The 23,512-nt window shown below is 41.9% G+C and carries 22 protein-coding genes; 16 read left to right on the forward strand and 6 right to left on the reverse strand.

What is annotated here, in order from left to right; all coding sequences use genetic code 11:
* The first annotated feature begins 57 nt into the window (after positions 1 to 57).
* The 13 genes from cfbE to V7O67_RS12755 all read left to right on the forward strand — a co-directional run bounded on the left by cfbE (position 58) and on the right by V7O67_RS12755 (position 15,007).
* Positions 58 to 1,428 carry a coenzyme F430 synthase gene (gene cfbE, locus V7O67_RS12695; protein WP_342304493.1) on the forward strand — a complete coding sequence of 457 codons (1,371 nt, stop codon included), beginning with the start codon at positions 58 to 60 and terminating at the stop codon, positions 1,426 to 1,428.
* A gap of 186 nt (positions 1,429 to 1,614) precedes the next feature.
* Positions 1,615 to 2,751 (forward strand): Ni-sirohydrochlorin a,c-diamide reductive cyclase catalytic subunit, encoded by a 1,137-nt coding sequence (gene cfbD / locus V7O67_RS12700; RefSeq protein ID WP_406670160.1) that lies wholly within the window; start codon positions 1,615 to 1,617, stop codon positions 2,749 to 2,751.
* A complete protein-coding gene (gene cfbC, locus V7O67_RS12705; protein WP_406658250.1) occupies positions 2,748 to 3,542 on the forward strand; it encodes a Ni-sirohydrochlorin a,c-diamide reductive cyclase ATP-dependent reductase subunit in 795 nt (264 codons plus the stop codon). The genes cfbD and cfbC overlap by 4 nt, the downstream gene beginning before the upstream one ends.
* A 12-nt stretch (positions 3,543 to 3,554) precedes the next feature.
* Positions 3,555 to 5,018, forward strand: coding sequence for a Ni-sirohydrochlorin a,c-diamide synthase (cfbB, locus tag V7O67_RS12710; protein WP_406670161.1), 1,464 nt, complete (start codon positions 3,555 to 3,557; stop codon positions 5,016 to 5,018).
* An 82-nt stretch (positions 5,019 to 5,100) separates the two neighbouring features.
* Positions 5,101 to 5,904: a mannosyl-3-phosphoglycerate phosphatase gene (mpgP, locus tag V7O67_RS12715; protein WP_342304489.1), complete on the forward strand. Its 804-nt coding sequence runs from the start codon at positions 5,101 to 5,103 to the stop codon at positions 5,902 to 5,904.
* Positions 5,905 to 6,119: 215 nt separating this feature from the next.
* Positions 6,120 to 6,650, forward strand: a complete 531-nt coding sequence (locus V7O67_RS12720; protein ID WP_342304488.1) for a hypothetical protein — start codon at positions 6,120 to 6,122, stop codon at positions 6,648 to 6,650.
* Positions 6,651 to 6,655: 5 nt separating this feature from the next.
* Complete coding sequence (locus V7O67_RS12725; RefSeq protein WP_342304487.1) at positions 6,656 to 7,897, forward strand: glucoamylase; 1,242 nt, start codon at positions 6,656 to 6,658, stop codon at positions 7,895 to 7,897.
* Positions 7,898 to 7,949: 52 nt separating this feature from the next.
* Positions 7,950 to 9,158 (forward strand): glucosyl-3-phosphoglycerate synthase, encoded by a 1,209-nt coding sequence (locus V7O67_RS12730; RefSeq protein WP_342304486.1) that lies wholly within the window; start codon positions 7,950 to 7,952, stop codon positions 9,156 to 9,158.
* A gap of 309 nt (positions 9,159 to 9,467) precedes the next feature.
* Positions 9,468 to 11,141, forward strand: coding sequence for an alpha-glucan family phosphorylase (gene glgP / locus V7O67_RS12735; RefSeq protein WP_406670163.1), 1,674 nt, complete (start codon positions 9,468 to 9,470; stop codon positions 11,139 to 11,141).
* A gap of 243 nt (positions 11,142 to 11,384) precedes the next feature.
* Positions 11,385 to 12,395 carry a tRNA-intron lyase gene (gene endA / locus V7O67_RS12740; protein ID WP_406671485.1) on the forward strand — a complete coding sequence of 337 codons (1,011 nt, stop codon included), beginning with the start codon at positions 11,385 to 11,387 and terminating at the stop codon, positions 12,393 to 12,395.
* A 64-nt stretch (positions 12,396 to 12,459) separates the two neighbouring features.
* A complete protein-coding gene (locus tag V7O67_RS12745) occupies positions 12,460 to 12,852 on the forward strand; it encodes a DUF2209 domain-containing protein (protein WP_406670164.1) in 393 nt (130 codons plus the stop codon).
* 25 nt (positions 12,853 to 12,877) lie between these two features.
* A complete protein-coding gene (gene hflX, locus V7O67_RS12750) occupies positions 12,878 to 14,128 on the forward strand; it encodes a GTPase HflX (RefSeq protein WP_406670165.1) in 1,251 nt (416 codons plus the stop codon).
* Positions 14,129 to 14,335: 207 nt separating this feature from the next.
* The gene (locus V7O67_RS12755) at positions 14,336 to 15,007 is read left to right on the forward strand and encodes a PHP domain-containing protein (protein ID WP_406670166.1); all 672 of its coding nucleotides are present in this window, start codon (positions 14,336 to 14,338) and stop codon (positions 15,005 to 15,007) included.
* A gap of 25 nt (positions 15,008 to 15,032) precedes the next feature.
* On the opposite strand, the gene V7O67_RS12760 is transcribed toward V7O67_RS12755, so the two are convergent.
* From V7O67_RS12760 to V7O67_RS12780, 5 genes are all read right to left on the reverse strand, one after another.
* Positions 15,033 to 15,737, reverse strand: a complete 705-nt coding sequence (locus tag V7O67_RS12760) for a dihydromethanopterin reductase (acceptor) (RefSeq protein WP_406670167.1) — start codon at positions 15,735 to 15,737, stop codon at positions 15,033 to 15,035.
* Between the two features lie 50 nt (positions 15,738 to 15,787).
* Positions 15,788 to 16,375, reverse strand: coding sequence for a DUF447 domain-containing protein (locus tag V7O67_RS12765; RefSeq protein WP_406670168.1), 588 nt, complete (start codon positions 16,373 to 16,375; stop codon positions 15,788 to 15,790).
* Positions 16,375 to 17,331, reverse strand: coding sequence for a triphosphoribosyl-dephospho-CoA synthase (locus tag V7O67_RS12770; protein WP_406670169.1), 957 nt, complete (start codon positions 17,329 to 17,331; stop codon positions 16,375 to 16,377). Before V7O67_RS12770 ends, V7O67_RS12765 begins: the two co-directional genes overlap by 1 nt.
* Positions 17,332 to 17,337: 6 nt before the next feature.
* The gene (locus tag V7O67_RS12775) at positions 17,338 to 18,483 is read right to left on the reverse strand and encodes a methanogenesis marker 9 domain-containing protein (protein WP_406670170.1); all 1,146 of its coding nucleotides are present in this window, start codon (positions 18,481 to 18,483) and stop codon (positions 17,338 to 17,340) included.
* A gap of 145 nt (positions 18,484 to 18,628) precedes the next feature.
* Positions 18,629 to 19,918: a Glu/Leu/Phe/Val family dehydrogenase gene (locus V7O67_RS12780; protein ID WP_406670171.1), complete on the reverse strand. Its 1,290-nt coding sequence runs from the start codon at positions 19,916 to 19,918 to the stop codon at positions 18,629 to 18,631.
* A 235-nt stretch (positions 19,919 to 20,153) separates the two neighbouring features.
* On the opposite strand from V7O67_RS12780, the gene V7O67_RS12785 reads away from it, so the two are divergent.
* Positions 20,154 to 20,360, forward strand: coding sequence for a hypothetical protein (locus V7O67_RS12785; protein WP_406657953.1), 207 nt, complete (start codon positions 20,154 to 20,156; stop codon positions 20,358 to 20,360).
* A gap of 62 nt (positions 20,361 to 20,422) precedes the next feature.
* Here V7O67_RS12785 and V7O67_RS12790 read toward each other — a convergent pair whose 3' ends face one another.
* Positions 20,423 to 22,015 (reverse strand): FMN-binding glutamate synthase family protein, encoded by a 1,593-nt coding sequence (locus V7O67_RS12790; RefSeq protein ID WP_406657952.1) that lies wholly within the window; start codon positions 22,013 to 22,015, stop codon positions 20,423 to 20,425.
* Between the two features lie 431 nt (positions 22,016 to 22,446).
* Between V7O67_RS12790 and V7O67_RS12795 the strand changes: the two genes are divergently transcribed.
* The gene (locus V7O67_RS12795) at positions 22,447 to 22,998 is read left to right on the forward strand and encodes a TMEM165/GDT1 family protein (RefSeq protein ID WP_342304472.1); all 552 of its coding nucleotides are present in this window, start codon (positions 22,447 to 22,449) and stop codon (positions 22,996 to 22,998) included.
* 339 nt (positions 22,999 to 23,337) lie between these two features.
* Positions 23,338 to 23,505, forward strand: a complete 168-nt coding sequence (locus V7O67_RS12800) for a hypothetical protein (RefSeq protein ID WP_342304471.1) — start codon at positions 23,338 to 23,340, stop codon at positions 23,503 to 23,505.
* The last annotated feature ends 7 nt before the right edge of the window (positions 23,506 to 23,512 follow it).

Below are 23,512 nucleotides of genomic sequence, written 5' to 3' on the forward strand. Positions count from 1 at the left end.
TTCATTATTATCTTTAACTTATTTTTTCTCTTTTAAATTCTATATCATACTGGTACTATGTTAGATCATACCAACGTTGCAGTCCTTGACCTGACGCATGCAGGCATTATCATCGCAGAAAAATTTGCTGGCCTTGGTTACAATGTGACAGCAATAGATGTTTACGGGACCGTGGACGAGGATATTCTCTCAAAAATGGAATCCGATTATGGTATATTAACTTCAAAGGACCCTATACATGTTGCTGGATTCGAGCTTATAGTAAGTCCTGCGCATCTGGATCCGGAATATGCCATGCTCGCAGATGCCAGGGAAAAGGGCATTGATATCATTACCCATCACAAAGCCGTGGGTTTGATATTGTCCATGACTGGTGTTCTTGATGGTGCTACTGTGATCGAGATAACAGGTTCAAAAGCCAAAACAAGTTCTGCATCCCTACTTGCTGAAATGCTTTCAAGGAAGATGAAGGTCATACTCCATACTTCCAGAGGCCTTGAATTGTGGGAACAGGGACATTCCAGTACAGTTCACCTTGGTTTAAGCATAGCTCCCGGAAGCATATTGCTTGCAGTTGACATGCTGGCTGAGTTAGATATTGCTGCAGATTGCTATATTCTTGAAATTTCAATAGGTCTGACCGGATTTGCTGATGTGGGGATAATTACCACATTGGAACCTGATTACAGGATAGCGGCTTCAACTTCTGATGCAAGCGATTCCAAGATGGGGGCACTTTCCCAATGCAAACCAGAAGAGGTATTCTTCCTGAATGCAAGGGATTGTAAGGCAGTGGCTAAGGCAGGGGAAAATGGCAGGACGTTTTTCACGTTCAGTGATTCTGCAGAAGTGAACGCTGATCTTAAGCTTAATTTTGAGGACGACTCTTTAGTTATGGATCACAGAGATGTTAGTTTTACCTCACCACTATCGTCCAGTTACAATTACAGGTCATATGCGACTGCTTTTGCAGCTTCAGTTTCCGTGGCAATGTGGATGGGAGTATCTACAAAGGATATATCCAAAGTCATTGGCTCTTTTGAAGGTTTGCAGGGAAGGATGCAGGAGAAGGAACTTTCCGGAAGAAAGCTAATTGATAATTCCAATTCCGGCATGGATATACGCTCAGCAGAAAGCTCATTGGATTATGCTTTGAATAAAAGTAAGACCGAGTCCAAAAGAATTATAATGGTGCTTGGGGAAGAAGCTGCCCAGGTTTGTGAAGGTCTTCCCCCTGAGAAGGTTTCAGAGTTTGTCATGAGGCGTGGTAATGATATAGGACAGTTGATACTAGTGGGTGAAAGGATGCAGGGGATAGGTGGGGTAAATGTTGCATATGCTCCCGGAATAGGGGAAGGGCTTGAAACGGCACTTGAAGTCTCTTCACAAAGTGATATTATATTGTCGTGTGTGAAATGTTTCAGGTGATACAAGCTCCTTTTATAATTGATTTTATCTTTATTTTATCCTCTGTTTTTTTGTTATGATTAGTGCTTTTATACGATAAAGAACTAGATAGTGCAGAAAACACCTATACTTTAAGTATACTATTTAATACGAAATTTAACAATTATACTAATTAGATTACTCTAGTAGAAAATAAAAGGGATCGATATGGCGGAAAATGATATATCAATCATACATCCGCGGCCAAGTTCTATTGTGGCAGCGTTATACACGTTACGTGACCTGAATGTTGATGTTGCTATCCTCCACGGCCCACCAGGCTGTTCATTCAAGCATGCAAGACTCCTTGAGGAAGATGGTATACATGTTGTTACAACGGCCCTTGATGAAAACGGTTTTGTCTTCGGAGGACGTGAAGAGCTTTCTTCCCTGCTGGAAAAAGTCAATGAAATGTTCCAGCCTAAACTGATAGGTGTGGTGGGAACATGTGCCAGCATGATAATAGGTGAGGAGCTTCGCGAACCTGTGCAGGATGCAAATCTTGATGTACCTGTCATAGAGGTTGAAGTACATGCAGGATATCCGAATAACACAAAAGGTGTTCTTCTTGCACTTGAATCTGCATGTGATGCAGATATAATCGATGCAGAGGAGCTTGAAAGGCAGAAATTCCTTCTTGAGGAAGCCACCAATGTCGAGAAACGTCATGGTGCGGCAAGCAGGGAGTATCTGGAACCTTCCAGGGGCGATGTAAAATACAAGGTCGCTGAAAAGGTTATCAACTACCTGAAAGAAGGCAAACGCTGCCTGACAATAATGAACGCCAAGAAGGAAACCGGTTACATGTTTGCTGATATCACAGTTGCTATCAATGAAGTGGCTGCTCAGCTTGGCAGGGAAGACAATGTTATCAACATGGCAAATGTGGATGACAGCGTAGGTCTTCCACGTGTTCGCTACCATGCAAAAAGCATAATGGATGACTTTAGAGAAAAGGGTGTTACAATCCATGAGAATATTGGTGGCATGGATGAGTATCCTATTGCCGGGGAAAGGGTAAGTGAACTCATCGCTGAAAAATACGGGGATTTCGATTTTGTTGTCATTACCGGTGTTCCACATGCAATACCTATGGACAATCTCAAGGGAATGGAAGTAATATCCGTGACCAATGGTCCGAGGCAGGTTATTCCCCTAAAGGAAATGGGACATGAGCATGTTCTCGTGGAGATCGATCTGCATCCGAAAACTCTTGGTGTTAACCATATCGTAGAATCGGAGTTTGGTGCAACAATGCGTGAGCTTGCAAAGGATATGCAGGAAGAGAACAAGGAGATTGCATAATGGCACAGAAACGAATTGCCATATACGGGAAAGGTGGTATCGGTAAATCAAGCACTGCTTCCAATGTTGCAGCAGCCTGTGCTGATGAGGGTTACAAGGTAATGATAATAGGATGCGATCCTAAAAGTGATTCATCCATTACGCTTCTCGGTGGAAAGAGAATACCAACTATTCTGGATCTGCTGAGACAGAAGATCGATGTAACCGAACAGGACGTAGTTTTTGAAGGTTACAAGGGTGTTAAATGCGTGGAAGTCGGTGGACCGGAGCCTGGTATTGGCTGTGCTGGTCGCGGTATTATTGTTGCCATACAGAAATTAAGCAAAGTCTGCAAATCTATGGGTGACATGGACCTGATAATCTACGATGTACCCGGTGATATCGTATGTGGAGGATTTGTTGCACCCATACGCAAGGGACTTGTTAACGAAGCCTATATTCTTACTTCAGGCGAATACATGCCGCTCTACGCTGCAAATAACATATGCAGAGGACTTGCCAAGATTGATACGCCATTGTCCGGCATAATATGCAATTCCAGAAGTGTAACCCGCGAAGAGGAAATTGTGAGAAAGTTTTCCGAGGAAATCGGAAGTAAACTAATGGCTTTCATACCAAAAGAGCAGATTGTACAGGATTGTGAAAGGGATGGTTTTTCTGTGCTTGAAAAAGCTCCTGATTCATCCGTTGCAGGTGTCTACCGTGAGCTTGCACAGGCTATTATGACCAACGAAAGCTCAGTCCTGCCTGCGGCTCTTGAAGACGAAAGGCTGCGTGAGCTAACACGCTGAAGGTTGGTTCCAATGTCCGAGAAGCCTCATGTACCGGAGACAAAGAACATACCCCGAATACTCCTGTCAGCCGGCAGTTCTTCTTCGGGAAAGACCACCATCACAATTGGTCTGCTTGCTGCCCTTGTAGAAGCCGGGTACAAAGTCCAGCCGTATAAGGTGGGGCTGGATTATATTGATCCAAGTTACTATTCTGAGATTACAGGTCGCAGAGCCCGAAATATCGATGGTTTCCTGATGGATGAGGAGGGTGTTAGGGATGTATTTATCCACGGTGCGGAGGCCGATGGGGATGCTGACATTGCAATTATCGAGGGTGTGCGTGGCCTGTATGAAGGCTTTGACAGTTTTACAGATACCGGCAGCACGGCACAGATCGCAAAGATACTGAAATGTTCTGTCATACTTATCATCAATGCAAGGAGCATTACTCGCTCTGCTGCTGCCCTGGTTAATGGTTTCAAGGAGTTTGACAGGGACGTGCATATTGCAGGTGTTATCCTTAACAACATTGGTGGGCCAAGGCATGCTAAAAAAGCTACAGAGGCCATTGAGCACTACACCGGCATTCCGGTTATCGGTGTAATTCGCCGCAATAATTCCATGAAGATCTCCATGAGGCATCTGGGACTTGTTCCTGCTATTGAGGAGCGTCGCAGAGCTGATAATTTTGATGAAAGGATCGATTTCATCAAAAATACTATCAAGGAAGGGGTACAAGTCGACCGTCTGCTTGAGATGGCTCATGAGGCTCCTGATCTTGAGAGGCCATCGAAGACAGTTTTCTCCCCACGGGAGATTGAAGATGAGCATCCTGCAATCGGTGTTGCTTTTGATGAGGCTTTCAATTTCTATTACCATGACAACATCGAACTGCTGGAAATGGCTGGTGCCGAAATCAAATACTTCAGCCCGATTCATGATAGTAAGCTGCCTGATGTGGATGGCCTGTATCTTGGTGGTGGCTATCCTGAGCTTTTTGCAGCAAAACTTGAAAACAATGTCTCCATGCGAGATGATATTCTGGATGCATCACGTTCCGGCTTGCCAATCTATGCAGAGTGCGGTGGCTTAATGTACCTTACAGAAAAGCTGAGCACAGGTGTAAAAGGTAAAGGAGCTCATCATATGGCAGAGATGCCGGAGTCCACTCATGAGATGGTGGGTGCGCTTCCGGGCCATACTCTAATGGGACATAAACGTGTGGTCAGCTACAATATCGGCTCTCTGGCAATGGATGCGGTTATCGGTAAAACGGGCAATTCTTTCCGTGGCCACGAGTTCCACCACTCCGAAGTTACCGGAATTCCCAAGGATGCGAAATTCGCTATTAAACTCTCCCGTGGAACGGGTATCATTGATGGCTGGGATGGACTAACAGTTAATAACACGCTGGGCTGCTATGCTCATCTTGTTGCGAGCTCTTACAGGGAATTTACAAAGAGTTTTGTGGATTTTGTGCTTCAGATTAAATAAAATCAATTTTATTTCTCATTCAATCATTTTAACAACAATTCCCTCCAAAATATTATCATAACCATTTTTGGGAGTTGGATACATGCAATACATCGTTTTTACAGACCTTGACGGCACCTTGGTAGATCACGATACATACTCGTACGAGGCAGCACTGCCAGCAATTAACCAATTAAAGGAAAAAGACATACCGCTTATATTCTGTACCAGCAAGACCAGAGCAGAGATTGAGGTCTATGTGGATAAGCTGGATATTGTACATCCTTTCATATCTGAGAATGGAGGAGCTATTTTTATTCCACATGGGTATTTTGATGTGGACTTTGTTTCTTCCAGGTCCACGGATAAGTATGATATAATTGAGCTTGGTACGGATTACAATCTACTGAGGAACGTGTTGTTGAATATAGCGGCATCAGGGGGGTTTGATGTAATGGGTTTTGGTGACATGACTGATGTAGGGGTGAGCGAGGATACCGGGCTTGATCAAGAGTCTGCCTGTCTTGCGAAGCAGCGGGAGTATGATGAAGCTTTCAAACTGGATGGTGACGAAAGCGATGCTGAGAAGTTAATTAGGGATATCAGGGCAAAGGGACTCAACTATACACGTGGCGGAAGGTACTGGCACATAATCGGTGACAACGATAAGGGAAAAGCGGTTCGAATTCTCACACAGATATATCGGAAACAATTCGGGGATGTAAAAACTGTTGGACTTGGTGATAGTCTTAATGACTATCCCATGCTAAAAGTGGTGGATATTGCTTTTCTTGTGCAGAAACCAGGTGGGAAATATGATTCAAATATCACGGATGAGAGGGTCAACAGGGTTGGAGGTGTCGGCCCTGTGGGATGGAATATGGCGATATCAGGTCTGGTAAAATGATCATGGACATTGTTATTTTTTTGTGTTGTTTTTACTTGTAATATATTATTCAAGTTCATTTTCGTGAGTTGTTGCTTATCATTATTTATACGGTCAATGCAGAATATATATTTGGGAGACTTAGCATTTGACTTTGATAATCCATAGCTTCCGGGCTTATGGGTAGGGCCATCAATGTAGATTGTGCCGAAATCATCACGAAGATGGGGTAGAAGATGATTCGATTAAAGAATATACTTCCTAAAGCATTCTTAATTGGTATTGTGGAAATGGTGGACATTGCAGGTGTCCAAAAGACATACCAATGGATGACTTCTATTGGTATCAAACTTGCTGATATCGAAGGACCGGGATTTGAAGGGGCCTGGGAAGATGATATAAACTATTTACCGATTTGTCCTTTTGGCAACGAATTAATTGATTTCAACAACATCTATGGTGAAACACCTTCCCAGTTCAATGCACTTATCAATTTTGTAAATAAGCTGAAAGAAGAATCTGATGAACCATGGAATTTTCCTGCTCTTTCAAGCGTGATTGGCATACTTCATAACAGCTACAGCAAACGTCGCGCTGAGCTTGCTGATACAAGGATATACAATGTAGGCAGTAAGTCAGTTATGAGCAATGTAAAAGTGTACAACGAAGAAGCCATTGAAAAGACCAGGATGACAAAAGAACAGGTAAGTGAACTGCTTGACCGTTCTTTTTGTATATATAGGATAGAATATCTTGAAAAGGAGTGAGCATCTTGAATTATTCCGAAGCTCTCAAGATATATGAAAACAGCATCCAGATTTTAAAAGAGAACCAACATGAAAATGGTGGATTTTATGCAAGTCCGCCAGGTACACGTTATCCGTTCATATACCCAAGAGACCATTCTGTGGATATTCTTGGGGCTGTAGCTGCCGGGATGCTGGATGAGGCAAAAAAAGCTCTTGAATTCGTTCTTAATGCACAGAAACCACTCGGGGAATTCTCCCAGAGGTATGACGTCGATGGTAATGATGCAAGTTATAAGGACCTTCAAATAGACGGTAATGGTCTTGTGCTCTTTGCCCTCGGTAAATATTTTGAAGCTACTGGTGCCTCCTTTTTTGATGAGATGGCAGACAGGGCTTTCGTAGAAAAACATTGGGAGAAGATTGAAAAAGCTGTTGGATTCATTCTCATGAACAAGAATGATGAGGTGGACCTGATCCATACTATCAACAGTATTCATGAATATCCTGCTTACGAACATGGTTTTGAGATATATGCTAATTGTGCTTGCTGTGCTGGAATATTATCTTCTGTGAAAATGGCTGAGGCTCTGGGTAAGGAAGTTTCTGAATGGAAGGCTGAGGCAGAAAAGATACGTGAATCCATCCTAACTCGTCTGTATAGTCCCCGAAGAAGGTCATTTATCAAATGTATCCGGGTCAAAGACCGTAACAGTAAACCCATAGGGTATGATGCTTTTGCATCAACTGTCATCGATGTGGATGCAGTAGAATATTCACCTGCCTATTTTGAGCTTCTGGATGATTCTGATATTAAGATAAAATCCACGGTAAAAAGAATACATGAAAGATTGTGGGACTCTGAGATAGGCGGGCTTAACAGGTATCCTGAATACTGGGGAAGAAACAATGGAGGTTATGGTCCCTGGTGCCATTTTACATGTCAACTGGCTAATCATTATGTTGAAACTGATAACATGGATATGGCAGAAATGTATCTGGGATGGGTGGTGGACATGGCCCACAATCACATGCTGCCTGAACATATTTCCACGATTGACAGGTTTGAACTCTGGTTAGAGGATTATACAAATGCCAACATACTGAGGGAAAGTAAAATGACCATGATCAAGAATGTACGCTCTCATCCAAAATGGAATGATGGTCTGGCTTATGTGACAATTCCTCTGATATGGCCACATGCGGAATATCTTCGTGCTTACAACAATTTTGTCAATAGATTTGGAGCTGGCAATTCTTCTAAATGAAAGTGTGAATTTGGGACTATGTCATTAATAGTCAAAAGGGGACTGGGGTTAAATGGATTTTTATCAGGAAAAAATAACAACGATACATGATTTTTCAAATGACGGTGACATGATAATAAATCATCTGCAGGAACTTGTAGTAAGCAGACGTTCAGCCTTAATAATTCCTATGTTATATTCGGAAATAGAAAATCCAAGTCTTGTGAATATCGTTTATGAACTGAACAAATGTAATTTCATTTCGGAAATTATCATTGCATTAGCTGCCAGCAACAAAGAAGAGTACGAGGAGGTGGTTCGTTTCTTTAAGAACCTGAACCTGATCCATTTAGTTGTATGGTGTAATGGTCCGTGTGTTTCAAAGGTCATTGAAGATATGAAAGAAAAAGGCCTGGATATTTCCCAGTTCAAAGGAAAAGGAAAAGATGTCTGGTTGGCTATGGGTATTGCGACTCTTGATGCATATGCTATTGTACTTCACGATGCGGATATACTTACATATTCCAAGAGTTTTCCTGCTAAATTGCTATATCCGATACTCAATCCGAAATTAAACTTCCTTTTCAACAAAGGATATTATGCACGCATCAATAAAGAAAACAGGATGATGTATGGGAGGGTATTCAGGCTTTTTGTCAGACCTTTTATCGAAGCATTACAAACAGATGTAGGCTATAAATCGGAAGTTCTTGATTATCTTCAGGCATTCAGGTACACTCTTGCAGGTGAATTTGCCCTCACATCCGATATAGCACTTCATTTAAGGTTTCCGGCATCTTGGGGGCTTGAAGTGGGTCTTCTTGCCGAGGTATATAGGAACAGTTCGTTGAAACGAACATGTCAAACTGATCTTGGTTTCTACGACCATAAGCACAAAGATACCGGGGAAAATATCAGCGAAGGCCTTTCAAAGATGGTCAATGATATTGTATTGACTTTACTCCGTATAGCCAATGAAACAACAAGCATACAGATATCGAAGCCCTTTATTCAGGGATTGTACGTTAAATACAGGCGCTCTGCACAGGATTTGATTCGCCAGCATTATGCCGATGCGATCTGTAATAATCTGATATATGATCGGCATATTGAGGAAAAGTTTGTTGAAGTTTTCTCCGATATCCTTCTGAAGACTGGTAATTCATATCTTGAAGTCGATAAGAGTGTCCAGATGCCTGACTGGAAACGGGCACTTTCAGCAGTACCTGACTTGAGAGAACAACTGAAGAATGCAGTTGTAAAAGACCTTGAACTTATATAAAGACTGAAGGGAAAGCTTATCTTTAAACAGGAGTTCTTTATTGTTTAAAGAATTGTAACTATTCAGCCTACCACAATTAGCCTATTGATACTGATTTAATCAAAACGGAGATGTTTGCTCACTAACAACCTAAGAATCAAAAAAGCAATCAATGGCAACAATCAAAATTAATGATCCTAATAAAATGTAGGTCTCAACTTTTTGTCAAGATTGCTATTGATAGTGTTTTTATCAGGCTGAATAGTTACAAAGAATTTTAATATAACATTTTCATTAAATCTTTCATAGAACATGAAGGTGCATGATAATATGGATAATGTCATTTTGGAAAAAGGGCGTAAGATAGCTTATTTTTCAATGGAGATTGGATTAAAGAAGGAGATTCCGACCTATAGCGGCGGTTTGGGTATACTGGCAGGCGATACAATAAGGGCAAGTGCTGATCTGGGACTTCCACTTATTGGTGTCACTCTCCTGAACAGAAGGGGATACTTTATGCAGAAACTGGATTCTGCAGGCAGGCAAACCGAACATCCCCAAGAGTGGTCTCCAGCTGATTTCATGAAGCTTTTGTCTGCTGAAGTGACTGTTCAAATTCATAATAGAGACGTGAAGGTAAAAGCATGGCTTTATGAACACCGAAGCCAGACCCGGGAAACAGTTCCTGTGCTTTTCCTGGATACGGATGTTGAAGGTAATTCTTCGGAAGACCGACAGATCACATATAGTCTTTACGGCGGGGATAGAAAATATCGGTTGAAGCAGGAAATGATATTGGGAATCGGTGGGGTCCGGATGCTGAAAGAGCTTGGTCATTCCATAACCAAATATCATATGAATGAAGGTCATTCCAGTCTTCTGGCCCTTGAATTACTACGTCAGAATGGCACTTCTCTCTCTACGGTCAAAGAACTGTGTGTTTTTACCACTCATACACCTATTGAAAGCGGACACGATGTATTCTCACATGATCTTGTTATGGAGTTGATTGGGAATAATTCGGATTTTGAGATCCTGAAGAAGTATGGTGGAGAGCACCAGTTGAATATGACTGTCCTTGGCCTGAACCTTTCCAACTATGTCAACGGTGTTGCAAAAAGACACAGGCAGATATCTGAAAAAATGTTCCCCGGATACAAGTTCAATTCGATTACAAATGGTGTTCATTCCTATACATGGGTTTGCTCTCATTTCAGAACGCTTTACGATAAATACCTTCCCGGATGGGCAAATGAGCCGGAGCTCCTTGTCAGGGTCCGCAGCATACCAGATGGCGAAATATGGGAAGCCCACGGTAATGCAAAAAAAGAGCTGATAGATCATGTTAACAGTGAATGCGGAACTGATATGGATTATGATACACTGACTATTGGTTTTGCCAGACGTATTACTGAGTACAAAAGGCCTACTTTTATCTTTTCAGACCTTAAAAGACTCAGAAAGGTGAATGAAGCCGGAAAGATACAGTTGATCTTTGCAGGAAAGGCTCATCCACGTGATATTCAGGGTAAACAGTTCATTGAAAGCATATTCAGGTATGCTGAAGAACTCAAAAGCGAAATAAAGATAGCTTTCCTGGAAAATTACGATATGAATCTTGCCTTAAAAATGGTTTCAGGTGTGGATGTATGGCTAAACACACCAAAAAGACCTTTCGAGGCTTCAGGTACAAGCGGTATGAAAGCAGCTCACAATGGAGTTGTGAATTTCAGCGTACCTGACGGGTGGTGGCTGGAAGGCTGCGTGGAAGGCGTAACCGGATATGCCATCGGACCTAAACCCGAAGTGGACAAGTCCCCGGAACAAGTAGAAATGATGGAACTTGATGATCTTTACAACAAACTGGAGTATAATGTAATACCAAAGTATTATGAAAGAAGAGATGAATGGGTGACTATAATGAAGAACTCCGTAGAGATGATAGCCTACTATTTCAACTGCCACAGGATGATGCGAAGGTATGTGACAGAAGCCTATCTCTGAGAGAGGGTTCAGGCTTCTTTTTCGAATTTTTTAATTTATTCTGCATGCACCCGATTTTGTTGTTCTGCTTTTATTCTTACACCAGTCATTATTTTGAAATTGCAGATTCCAGTCCACTATGGTTAAATAGTTAGTCCAATATTTGAATCCATATACATTCTTACACATATTCTTATTTAATTCAGGTGAACTTTTTGATCGGAAAACTTGTCAACGATAGGGTAAAGGCCGGGAAAACAGGCAATAAACGAACTCTACAAAACCGGCTATTACGGGCGGCAGAAGGGTGATACCCTTGAGCTTACACTGGTTGAGGCGGCGTATCTACTTTACAAGAAGAAGCTCGATATTGAAATGGACGGAAGAACTCTTGTATTTGAGGAATTCTTTACTGAAGCTGCGAAAAGGCAGCAGTATTTCGAACTGAAATACATCGTCTACAAAGACCTCAGGGAAAGAGGTTTCTATGTGCAGTCCGGTGTCACCGATTTCAGGGTATATCCAAGGGGAGGTCATCCTGGGAAAACGCCTGCAAAGAGCTTTGTTTATGTCAGGTCCGAGCGCATACCCATGCCATTGTCCGATCTGCTTCCGTCTGTCAATGCTGCGGAAAATGTACGCAAGCAGATGATACTTGCTATCGTTGATGAGGAAAGTGATCTCACATATTATGAAGTGAAAAAAGCAGATATAAAGGGGAGCATGGAGACAATTTTACCACAGGATGAACCAATTCCTGCAACGATGCTGGAGGACCGTGTCCTTATATGGGATGAACAGGCCTCACATCTGCTCTATGAAGATGGATTTTACGGGAAGCCACTTGATGATGAGCGTCTTCAGCTTTCCCTTGTAGAGTCGGCTTACCTGATGGAGCAGGGTGTCATAAAGATAAAGGATGGCACAACGGGCAATATTCCTGACCTTGCCGAATTCTCAGAGACAGCATCCTCTATTGATCCTGATTTTGAACGCAAGTATAGCACATATGTTGACCTTCGAAGCAGAGGTTTTGTGCCTAAGACCGGTTTCAAGTTTGGCACTCACTTCAGGGTATACAATGAAGTTAAATCCCTGAGCAAGCTTCCTCATTCGGATCACCTGGTCCATGCAATTCCGCAGGACTATGAATTCTTCCTTCCTCTCATGTCCAGGGCAGTAAGACTTGCCAACAGTGTCAGGAAACAGATGCTATATGCTGTGGAATTTACAAGTGGTCTTGAGTATATCGATATCGGCAGGATAAAGATGTAAGTGTCAATGCAAATGTAAAAATTCTGCTCAAACTTATATAATATACCTGTCTTTGCTTTAGCAGATGTTTAACATAATTGCGGTGGATATTTCGGGCCGCCACAAGGTAAAGGACTATTATCTCATGGTTTGTGCGGCGGTCGCTGCATCCGTAACTCCTGATCATGTTGAGAAAGTGAATCAGATAGCCATCAGATCCTTCAGGAGCAGATCTGCCCCTGACGTCCCGTATGTTGTGAAGATGATTGAAGCTACCGTTTCAGAACTCAGGTTCGGTGGTACAATTGTTACAGAGCCAGGCGACATGTATAACAAGCCCCAGTGGCTTATCGACAGCATGTTTTCAACGGAGTTCAAATACGAAGAATCCTTAAGCGAGAGGCGTTGCATGGAGATTGCACATCATGTTTCCCTAAGTGCAAGGAAACTCCTTCTTAAAGAGATGGGCATTCAATGACCATTCAGGAAATCAGGGTATCCCTATGAAAAGTGTTATTTTAGTAAAGCGGAATGACCCAAGGTCTGAAGATGGCAAGAACATACTTCAGTTGAATGAGCTCAGGGAACTGGCTGAAGCGGCAGGTTATGAAGTTCTGTGTGAACTAACCCAGACCAGGCATCCTGACAGGAAGTTTCATCTTGGGAGAGGAAAGGTGGATGAATTAGCTCAAATGGTCGTTCATCTGAAAGCTGATAAGATTATTTTTCACAATCAGCTCAGTACAATGCAGGTATATAATCTCTCTGAGGTGTGCCGCTGCGAAGTTATTGATAAATTCCAGCTCATCCTGGAGATATTTGCAACCCGTGCAACAACACATCGTTCAAAACTGCAAGTGGAGCTTGCAAGACTTGAGTACGAGCTTCCAAAGGCAAGGGCTATAGTCTCCATACTTAAAAAAGAAGAGCGCCCGGGTTTCATGGGTCTTGGAGGTTATGAGGACTCATATGCCCAGGATGTGAAGAATCGGATGATACGTATCAGTAAAGAACTGGAAACGATACAGAAGGACAACGAATCCCTCCGGGCTCACAGGCACTCCCGGGGTTTTTCACTGGTGGCACTTGCCGGGTATACCAACGCAGGAAAAAGTACCCTTTTCAATGCTCTTGTAGGTGAGAATGTCGAGTCTAAGGATATGTTGTTCACCACACTACTTCCTACAACCCGCTGTTTGAATGTGGATGGCAGGGACGTTTTGCTTACGGATACTGTAGGTTTCATTGAAGATCTTCCGCACTGGATGGTCGATGCTTTTCGCTCTACTCTCAATGAGATATTCTTTGCAGATGTTGTCCTTCTGGTTGTAGACTCTTCAGAAGATCCGGAAAATATACGCAAAAAATTGCTTGTATGTCATGAAACGATGTGGGACCAACTGCAGGACGTGTCTATTGTTACAGTTTTCAACAAAACTGATCTTGTAGATGAAAAAGAACTGAAGGAACGTATGTTGGATCTTGGTTATCTTGCTCCTAATCCCGTAGCTGTGTCTGCAAAAAGTGGTTTTGGGTTTGATGATTTAAAAGCGCAGATACGTAATCAACTTCCTGAATGGGAGCGGATCAGTCTCTCTTTCCCCATGTCCGAGGAAGGGATGTCCCTTGTAGCATGGATATTTGATGAGGGTCTTGTTCATAATATAGTGTACGATAAAGGTATTTCAATCGATTTTGAAGCGAGGGACAAGATTATAAATAAAGCCATTTCTTTAGTGGAAAAACTACCTTAAAATACATGATATTTGGTGCTGAACTATTTTATTAGCAGCGCTATATATATATAGAATAAAGTTGTTTGTAAACATGCGAACGGGTAACTTCTCTAATGTACCACCAATCCTATCCAACCACCCAACCAACCACAAACTTCTATTTTCCCGTTCGCAACCAACTATTTTTAAATTATCTTTATAAACTCTGAAGACTAAGATACTTCTATGAAGTTTGATCTTCATGTGCATTCTTTTTTTTCCAAGGATAGCAATGCAAGCCACGATGACATCCTGAAGTATGCTTCAAGGAATGGTCTGGATGGTTTTGCAATATGTGATCATGATTCCATAGAAGGTGGAATTAAGTGTGCAAAAAGAGCACAGGAAATCGGTTCGGATATTATTGTCATACCAGGGGTGGAAGTAAGTTCATCCAAAGGTCATATTCTTGTACTTGGTATCCGTGAACCTATAGAGCCGGGACTAAGTCCTGAAGAAACCATCAAAAAAGCACGACAACAGGGAGCTGTTGTAGTTATTCCTCATCCTTTTAAAATGACATCCCACGGCATCGGCTATGTTGAAGGGCTGGATACTGATGCAGTGGAAGTGTTGAATTCCCGTTGTGTAACTGATGGTCCAAATAACAAAGCCAGAAAAGCTGCTCAGGAACTGGGATTTCCCATGGTCGGTGGAAGTGATTCTCACGAAGCAGAGATGGTTGGCAGGTCATATACAAATATAGACGCAGAGTCCGGAACAGTTGAAGCTGTGCTTGATGCCATACGCAAAGGCCATACCAGTCCCGGTGGTGGAAAAACTCCAACGTCCTTTGTTGTAAAACAGATGTTTGTCGGTCATTTGAATAAACTTGGAAGACGTCTTGGAATAAGATAATAAGATCAGATGAAGTTCTCTTAACTTAGATATCTGCGAGAATTCCAGGTATGTCTTCCGGCTTTTCAAGGACGGTAATACCTTCAAGGTTTTTGATAATCTCCACGTTCCTTGTATCGACATCCCTTACTTTCAGTTCCACAGGTCCGCCTTTGATTGCGTTGTAATCGCAAAGTTCCTTGCATAGGCCGCATCCGTTGCATTTAAGAAGGTCTATCTGGTCAGCTATGGCATTATTCGGACAGTTGTCTTTTGGTGGACATGGATTGCATTTGCGGCAAAGTTCCCTGTCTATCCCGAAAGGAAGCTCGGACACAACGACACCTGCGATGTCAACAGGTACTACATAGACAGGCACACTTCCCTTCACTGCCTGTGCCACAGCATTACTAACAAGAGAGTCAGCGGTTCCATGTGCTATTTTGGACACGGTATTGGATGTGGCAGGGGTGACAATGAGTGCATCATATTTTTCAAGAAGGAAGCGGCCGGTTTTGGGCCAGCTTTTACCCTGCTGGGTCTCAAGGAATATCTCTTCAAGGTAATCTCCACATGATATTGTTTCCAGATCCTTTTCAAGTCCGTACATCCTTACCACTTCTTCGGCTGCACTTGAAAGGAAAGTATTCACTCTGATATCATGTTCATTTTTTATTTGATCGAAAATTCTAAAACTGGATGTCAGGAAGTGTCCTGCACCAGTAATGCCCCATGCAACTGTTTTTTTCATAGCGCACAAAACGGTTTTTTATATATTATATCTTTCTGACAGGAGAAATTTTAGAGAAACTCATATATCAGCTTCATTGCTTCTTTTTCGGCTTCTCCGCCACATTTTTCCACGATGTCTCCATATGCCTTGATTAGCTTGAGATATTTTTCATCTTCTGTCAGTTGGTATCTGGTAGCATGTATGCAGGCTTCTATGACACCACAAAATCCACGATTAGGTGCTCTTATTAGTGGCTTATTCATACGGGTTCCTACAGGCACAAGTTCTGTTACAAGTGCTTCTGATGTAAGTTTAGTGTTCGTACAATCAAAAGCGATCCAGCACTGGGCTTTTTTAAGAGCAGCAAAATTCCTGCCACCTATATTCACGCTTTCAAAATCAGAATCATCAAGGTCAGTAAATGTTGAATTGACGAAGACCAAAGGGTCCAAAGTAATATTTACGACGAGAGTTTTCTCTGAAAGCACATTGTTGTAGGTATTAGAACCTTTGAACATACGTACGAATAATTTGTCTTTTTTTCTTATTATCCCCATAGGCGCCGCGTTTGGCGTCCATCCCTTGTTAGTTGTTACAATAGTTTCGGAAATTCCGTCATAAATACCATAATTGTCATATTTTATCTTATTAAGCATTAGAACCTGACTCCTGCAAGCAATGAGATAAACAGACCTGCAATTACAATGTCTGCCGTGGACCCTGGATTTATTTTTCTTTCCAGAAGCTCTTCATCCAGTTTTTTTATCAATGGTAGTATAGTATTAAAGTCTTCATTCGTTTTATATATTTCTCCAAATATTAATTTTGCCTGCCCTGACACATAAGTAGCAGTTTCATCATCGTACTTAGTACTGATGAAGGTGTCTTCATTCTCAGCAAGTGTTTTCAGAAAAGCATAGACGGTTACGTCATTGATGTCAGTTTTAACCTTTGGATTAAGGTTACCGTTCATACCATCAATTATTATTTCAGCACAATTAGCACATCTTTTAAAACCAGTGACCCACTCGTTTGCTATCAGGTCGTATCCCCTGGCAATATCCATTAGTTTGTAGAGACTCATGTCCTTTTCGTTTAGCTCATCAATAGCTTCCTGATTCTGAAGATCGAACTCATCTGCAGGATTGACCTTCACCCCGGCAGCTTCAAAACAACTATAGAAATCAATAGCATCTGATGTATCCGTATTTTTCACGATTCTGTTTGCACATTCGGTGATTTCGGAAAGTGAAAATGTATCCTTTTCCTTGAGAATTTTTCCGGCTGCCATTGAAAGAGGTATAAGCAGTATAATTGCACCGAAATGAGTGTTTCCTCCTTTCTGCCATCTTGCACTCTCGGTAACAGCATTCCTGATAAACCTGCCAATACCCTTTGTCTCTGATGAAACTTCTTCTATAACCGGATACATACTGATAGCAGATGCCAGAAAATGCTCGTAACGCGTATCCTCATAATCGTCGTGTCTGTCCACATTGCCGGGTTTTGGAGAGGATGAGACTTCAAGGCACATTGCAAGCTGGGCACATCGCGCAATATAGGATGGGAGAGGATAGTTCCCTCTGTCTATTGCATAAAGTGAGTCTTTCATGTCTGCTTAATTCTTTGAGCCATTGATGGGCTTTTTAGCATTTTCAATTATGTAATCGGCAAGCTCTTTCTTAAGACGCATGTATTCAGCATCTGAAAGGCCAAGTGTTTCAAGTACACCGTCTCTGAGGAAACATGGTTTTGAGATCTTGCAACACCATACGAGGCTTCCAAAGCATGTACTGTCTCCGTATTCCAGCATTGTTCCTTTTGCAAACTCCATTTTAAGGTCTGCAAATTCCTGTGCTGTCAGTCCCAGTCTTTCGATCTTGCCATGTACAGGGCATTGTTTGACAGGTAGGCAACAGAACGTCAGTCCTCTAAGATCACCTTCACCTCTACATACATGTTTTGGAGCGTTGTACCATCCCATGTCTTCCTGAAGCATTGACATATTCGTGACAAGTTGGCTGATAAGTTTTGGATTCTGAAGTAATCCCCTTGCAACGGATATCATATCTGCTCCCCTTGTAAACATATCCTTAGCTGTTTCAAAGTCCGTGACTGAGTTGTTGCAAATCAGGAACATACGGGTGGAATCACGTACATTCTTGATGAGGTTGAGATCTGCTCCTGCACCTTCCTGCATTGCATCAAGGTGGAGTATGTCAGCTCCGGCTTCTTCAATCTGCTGAACGAGTTCGATGTCATCCACTACATTCGCACGAACCTTTACAGAGAGTATAACTCCTGTTTCTTTGATCCTGCTTATCCAGTCACGGAGTTTTGGAAGATTGCCAAGAAGCGCCTGTCCTGCTCCAATATCTGTCATTTCCTTCTGCCTACAATGTGCATCCAGTTCGAGGATTGCACCTGCATCATTAACCAACCTGGCAGCTTCAATAAGTGGCTCAATGGTTGAACTCCTGACATTAATCCCTATAACAGGTCCGCTATTTACGGCTTTTATCTCATTTTCAATAAGCTCAAAAGGCTTCTCTGACACAAATTCTTCCCTGCCCCTTGCAACCATATCGGCTGCAGCTTTCTCTGTTGCAGAGTCAAGATTGTATCCTCCAAGTATTACAAGACCTGCATCATTAGCCTTTTCATTCGCAAAATTACTGTCGGTTATTCCTCCCATTGGGGCAAGTGCAATGGGATTTTTAAAAGAACAAATTCCTGCTCTAATATCAAAAAGATTATCTGACAAGTTTTTACCTCAGGTAAGTGTAAATTGGTATTATGTCGCTGAATAATGGTAGATTCTATTATTAATATAACGCTGTAATTTTGATTAGGACCAAAAAAGTAGTATGAAGAAATTTTGAGTGGAATATAAATGAAAAAATCAATGCTCAAAGATTGCCCCTTAATCTCTCTGCATGCAGGATACTCCTTATTGCAAATTGCAGTGCTGCACGTCTCATGGTGCATTTTTCATCAATGCAGATCATGTGGACATTTGCAAAGGCATCTATCATTGTCTGGTTGAGTTTCTTCAGAACCCTTTCTTCTTCCCAGTAGTCTTGATTGAGGTTCTGTATCCATTCGAAGTAACTTACCACTACACCACCTGCATTTGCCAGTATGTCAGGTATGACCAATACTCCTTGATCGATCAACATCTTGCTGGCCTCAAGTGTTGTAGGTGCATTTGCCAGTTCCATGATTATCTTTGCCTTGATGTCCCTGACATTTTTCCCATCGATCTGCTTTGAAAGAGCAGCAGGTATAAGGATATCACAGTCTGATGTCAACAATTCCTCGTTGCTTATGTTTTTACTATTTGGGAAATCGAGCACGGTTCCTGTCTGGTATTTATGCTCTATTACTTTAGGAATATCAAGGCCATCTTTGTTGGCTATTCCGCCGTTGGAATCACTAATAGCACATATCCTGTATCCTCTTTCATAAAGGATCTCAGCGGCATTCCTCCCTACGTTTCCAAATCCCTGGATCGCAACACCAAGGGTGGCTTTGTCCAGATCTGTTGTTTTCAGGGCTTCCTCAAGTACATAAACCCCGCCGAGGGCTGTAGAAATATTTCTTACTTCACTGCCCCCCAGTTCAATTGGTTTGCCTGTAACTATCGAAGGGACATGCTTTCCTTTGATCCTTTCGAATTCGTCAAGTATCCAGACCATGACCTTTTCATCAGTGTACGCGTCGGGTGCAGGTATGTCCTTGAATGGTCCGATTATGTCCGATATTTCACGAATATAAGCTCTTGTTATCCTTTCCATTTCGTCCCTGCTGATTTCCTTCGTATTGACAACAATTCCACCTTTTGCTCCTCCAAAAGGTATGTTTACCAGGGCACATTTTATTGCCATCAAGAATGCAAGGTTCTTGAGGTTTTCAAGGTTAAGTTCGGGGTGATATCTGATACCTCCTTTTGTCGGTCCCCGTGCATCGTTATACTGAACTCTGTGTCCAACGAACATTTTTGTATCTCCTGAATCCATGTGGACTGGGAAATGAACCGTAAAGGAACGTTTTGGCATGTCGAGCAGGTCAATTTCTTCAGGTGAAAGGATTAGATTATCATACACATTTTCCAGTTCCATCATGCACAGGTTGCATGTATTCATGCTGTCAAAATGAATCCTTTCGATATTATTAGGTATCAATATCATTTCCCCCATTTTATGATTAACTGCTTAACGTTTTTATGCTAATGTACTAAAAGATATCGTAGGAATGATCGTATTATCGGGATAATTCTTGTGCAAAGTATTTTTAGAAAATTAGTGGATGTCTGAATTTTCAAATATGTACACAATTGATTATTGAGTAACTCAAAAACTAAATACTATCAACACAAACGTTTTAAATAACAATTTATTCCATCAAGTGGGACTGAAATGTGGAGGTAAATTCATGAACTGTATTGTTTGTGGTGTCGAAAGTGATGCAAGATATTGTGATGAGTGCGGGAAAGTTATGGATGAGCTAATAAGGACTGTCGGTGAAGAACGTTGGAACGCAATTGATGATTGTTCCTTCATATATCCCATGGTGCTACGTGTCGCAAGAGGGGAACTTAACATCTACGATATTATACAGGCCCTGGAAGTTGAAGACTGAAACTTTCCGGGAAATTTATAATTTGAAAAAAGTAAGAAAAGGATAAAGTAAGCAGGGCTTACTTATCCGTCGAGTATTTCTTCTGCAACGTCTCTGTATGCATCCATTACGTAAGCGATACCGGATACCTTTGCAGCTTCCTCTGTAAGTGCCATGAGATCCTTACGTGAGAGTGTTGGAAGGCTGAATCTCCTGGAACCAGCCATGAGCTGCTGCAGTCCTACCCTGGTTTTCTCTGAATAGGAGTAGATTCCGAGAGCTCCCAGTGGGATGTCCTTCATTTCGCTTCCGTAGCGTTCTTCCAGTTCTTCGTAGTGTGTGAAGATTTCTTCTTTTCTGTGTCCGAATTCGGATACAGTCTTTGGAAGATCATCTTCTTCAAGCCACTTGCCGATATTCTTGCCTACCATTCCCGGGATCATGAGACCACGGCCCATGCAGACTGCCTTGAAGTAAGGTGCGCCCATTGCAAGTACCTTGTAGATTCCGTCTTCGCTTGAGAAGCCACCTGCCATTGCAAGGTCAGGTACTCTCTTGCCCTTTGAGCTCAGCTTTTCTGCGAACTCGTAAACCAGTGACTGAAGGTATATTGTAGGAGTTCCCCATTCTTCCATCATTGGCCATGGGCTCATACCGGTACCTCCAGGAGCACCGTCGTATGTCAAAAGGTCGATCTTTGCATCGGAACTGTACTTGATAGCCATTGCGGTTTCTGCCATGGAGTAAGCACCAGTCTTTAAGGTGATACGCTTGAAGCCAAGGTCTCTGAGTCTGTCACATTCTTCGTGGAATCCTTCTTCTGTGACAAATCCAAGTCTGGAGTGTCTCTCGAACTCTCTGATAGCACCTACCTTGAATGCTTCCTGGACGGATGCAAGTTCTGGATCAGGGGTTACGATGTAGCCTCTCTTCTTAAGCTCAATTGCACGGTCAAGGTCTCTTACTTTAATCTCTCCGCCGATACATTTTGCGCCTTGTCCCCATTTCAGCTCGATAGTGTCCATCTCGTGCTTGCTGGAAAGGTATTCTGCTACACCAAGGTTTGTGTCTTCTACGTTCATCTGAACAAGCATTTCGCCGTATCCATCGTAGAATTTTTTGTAAAGCTCGATTCTGCGGTCCATTTCAGGAGATTCTGTTACAAGGCCGTCACTTCCCCTCTTGAGTTCAGGGTCAACGCCACATACGTTTTCACCGCATACTATAGTAACACCTGAGATAGCTGCACCGATTGCGAAGTGTTCCCAGTTCTTTCTTGCGATATCAGTAGAACCAAGTGCTCCTGTGAAGATAGGTACCTTCATCTTTACTTTTTTGTCCCATCCGTATTCGGTTTCCGTACTAACGTTCGGGAATCTTGCGGTTTCAGGACCAGGTATCATGTCTTCGGGCATGCCGATAGCTCCGACAGCATATCCCTGAATGTTGAGGTGGGAGTAGTCGACAGGATAGTTCTTGTCAGCACCTGCTGTTACCTCACCGAAAGGTCCTGGGTAAAGGACTTCACGTCCTCTGAAAGTAGATTTAAAAATTTCACAATTTCCGCGGCATCCGTCCACACAACGTGTACAGATTCCTGACATTGGTACGACGCTTTTTGACCTGTTGAAGGTCTTTGTAGCTTCATTTGCATTTGGTTGCCTAAGGTTGACCATGCGTGTTCACTTCCTCTGTTATTCAGTACTATTTGATACAGGTCGGTCTTCCTATTTCCAGCCTGTTTCTAACCATGTAGGTGGTAATAGTAGGATAACGGTTGGTGCATGCTATTATTAATAAGTATCTATTATCTATGGTTTTTTTGCTTGGATAACCAACAACAGCCAGCCTGTTTCCGACTAGCAGTATTTAATAGTATTTGAAATTTTTAACAGTTTGGATGGATTTCTGAGTATATACTTTATCGTATCAAATTGAAACAATTGTAGTATCATAAAATCGGATAGATTATCTTAAAAAGAGAGATGTTATCAAGCCTGACTTGGGAGGGAACTGGCTATTAAATATTCATTTAAATTCTAATTTAGGTCCAATTTTCCGATGGTCTTTGGAATAACTTTTATACTAGGTCTGGGATTTATGGATTATGATTCAGGACATTGTTATTCCATTCCTGCTTGTTGGCCTCGCTGAATTGGGTGATAAAACCCAGCTTGCAGTGCTTGTCCTGTCTACAAAGACCACAAAATATGTTTCGCTACTTGCTGGTGTAATGCTTGCCTTCATATTGACGGATGGTCTTGCTATCCTTTTAGGGAATTTCATAGCAAACAGGATTCCCATGGACTATGTGCAGATAGGTGCAGGCATACTGTTCATAATATTTGGCCTAACAACGCTGCTGAACAGGAAAGATGATGATGACGATGGCTCTTATGAACTGAAAAGTCCATTTATGTCTGGATTTGCTCTAATCCTTGTTTCTGAGATGGGGGATAAGACGCAACTTGCATCTGCTCTCTTTGCCACACAGTACGATCCTGTACTTGTGTTCATAGGGGTGGTACTTGCTTTACTCATCTTGTCCTCTATGGCTGTATATGTTGGAAGGATATTAATGGAAAGGATTGACAAGAAAACCATTTCCACAGCTGCAGGTGTCCTGTTCATTGTGATTGGTGTCTCATTCTTCCTTTGAAGTACGACCATTATTAATATCTTGTAACTATTCAGCCTGATAAAAACGCTATCAATAACAATCTTGACAAAAAGTTGAAACGTAAATTTCATTAGGATCATTTATTTTGATTGTTGCTATTGATTGCTTTTTTGATTGTTAGATTGTTAGTGAGCAGACATCTCTATTTCGATGAAATCAGTACCAATAGGCAAATCGTGCCAGGCTGAATAGTTACAATATCTTTTTTGCAGTTAAAACAAAAATTAATAAAGCAGGAGTTTCTAATTAAATCAGGGAGGTTTTATCATAGTACATATACTAAGATGCAGAGACCTTGGTTTTAATGACGATTTCATTGTGGTAGACAACGATCCAAAAAAAGCTAAGGACAAAATGATAGAGCACGTAAAGGATAAGCATAAAGAAGAGTTCGAAGAACTATCTGATTTTCATCAGGAAGAGATAATTTCAAAAGTTGATTTCCTGCTGAACCGTGGCTGCGGCTGTGGTGTACTTAAACTTTAATTTAATT

The organism is Methanolobus sp. ZRKC4 (assembly GCF_045291305.1).
GTDB lineage: Archaea > Halobacteriota > Methanosarcinia > Methanosarcinales > Methanosarcinaceae > Methanolobus.

What these genes read in the sequence shown, in the direction of transcription:
- cfbE (WP_342304493.1), top strand. Translation starts at nt 58, where the DNA reads ATGTTAGATCATACCAACGTTGCAGTCCTTGACCTGACGCATGCAGGC.
- cfbD (WP_406670160.1), top strand. Translation starts at nt 1,615, where the DNA reads ATGGCGGAAAATGATATATCAATCATACATCCGCGGCCAAGTTCTATT.
- cfbB (WP_406670161.1), top strand. Translation starts at nt 3,555, where the DNA reads ATGTCCGAGAAGCCTCATGTACCGGAGACAAAGAACATACCCCGAATA.
- mpgP (WP_342304489.1), top strand. Translation starts at nt 5,101, where the DNA reads ATGCAATACATCGTTTTTACAGACCTTGACGGCACCTTGGTAGATCAC.
- V7O67_RS12720 (WP_342304488.1), top strand. Translation starts at nt 6,120, where the DNA reads ATGATTCGATTAAAGAATATACTTCCTAAAGCATTCTTAATTGGTATT.
- V7O67_RS12730 (WP_342304486.1), top strand. Translation starts at nt 7,950, where the DNA reads ATGGATTTTTATCAGGAAAAAATAACAACGATACATGATTTTTCAAAT.
- glgP (WP_406670163.1), top strand. Translation starts at nt 9,468, where the DNA reads ATGGATAATGTCATTTTGGAAAAAGGGCGTAAGATAGCTTATTTTTCA.
- V7O67_RS12745 (WP_406670164.1), top strand. Translation starts at nt 12,460, where the DNA reads ATGTTTAACATAATTGCGGTGGATATTTCGGGCCGCCACAAGGTAAAG.
- hflX (WP_406670165.1), top strand. Translation starts at nt 12,878, where the DNA reads ATGAAAAGTGTTATTTTAGTAAAGCGGAATGACCCAAGGTCTGAAGAT.
- V7O67_RS12755 (WP_406670166.1), top strand. Translation starts at nt 14,336, where the DNA reads ATGAAGTTTGATCTTCATGTGCATTCTTTTTTTTCCAAGGATAGCAAT.
- V7O67_RS12760 (WP_406670167.1), bottom strand. Translation starts at nt 15,737, where the DNA reads ATGAAAAAAACAGTTGCATGGGGCATTACTGGTGCAGGACACTTCCTG.
- V7O67_RS12765 (WP_406670168.1), bottom strand. Translation starts at nt 16,375, where the DNA reads ATGCTTAATAAGATAAAATATGACAATTATGGTATTTATGACGGAATT.
- V7O67_RS12770 (WP_406670169.1), bottom strand. Translation starts at nt 17,331, where the DNA reads ATGAAAGACTCACTTTATGCAATAGACAGAGGGAACTATCCTCTCCCA.
- V7O67_RS12780 (WP_406670171.1), bottom strand. Translation starts at nt 19,918, where the DNA reads ATGGGGGAAATGATATTGATACCTAATAATATCGAAAGGATTCATTTT.
- V7O67_RS12785 (WP_406657953.1), top strand. Translation starts at nt 20,154, where the DNA reads ATGAACTGTATTGTTTGTGGTGTCGAAAGTGATGCAAGATATTGTGAT.
- V7O67_RS12790 (WP_406657952.1), bottom strand. Translation starts at nt 22,015, where the DNA reads ATGGTCAACCTTAGGCAACCAAATGCAAATGAAGCTACAAAGACCTTC.
- V7O67_RS12795 (WP_342304472.1), top strand. Translation starts at nt 22,447, where the DNA reads ATGATTCAGGACATTGTTATTCCATTCCTGCTTGTTGGCCTCGCTGAA.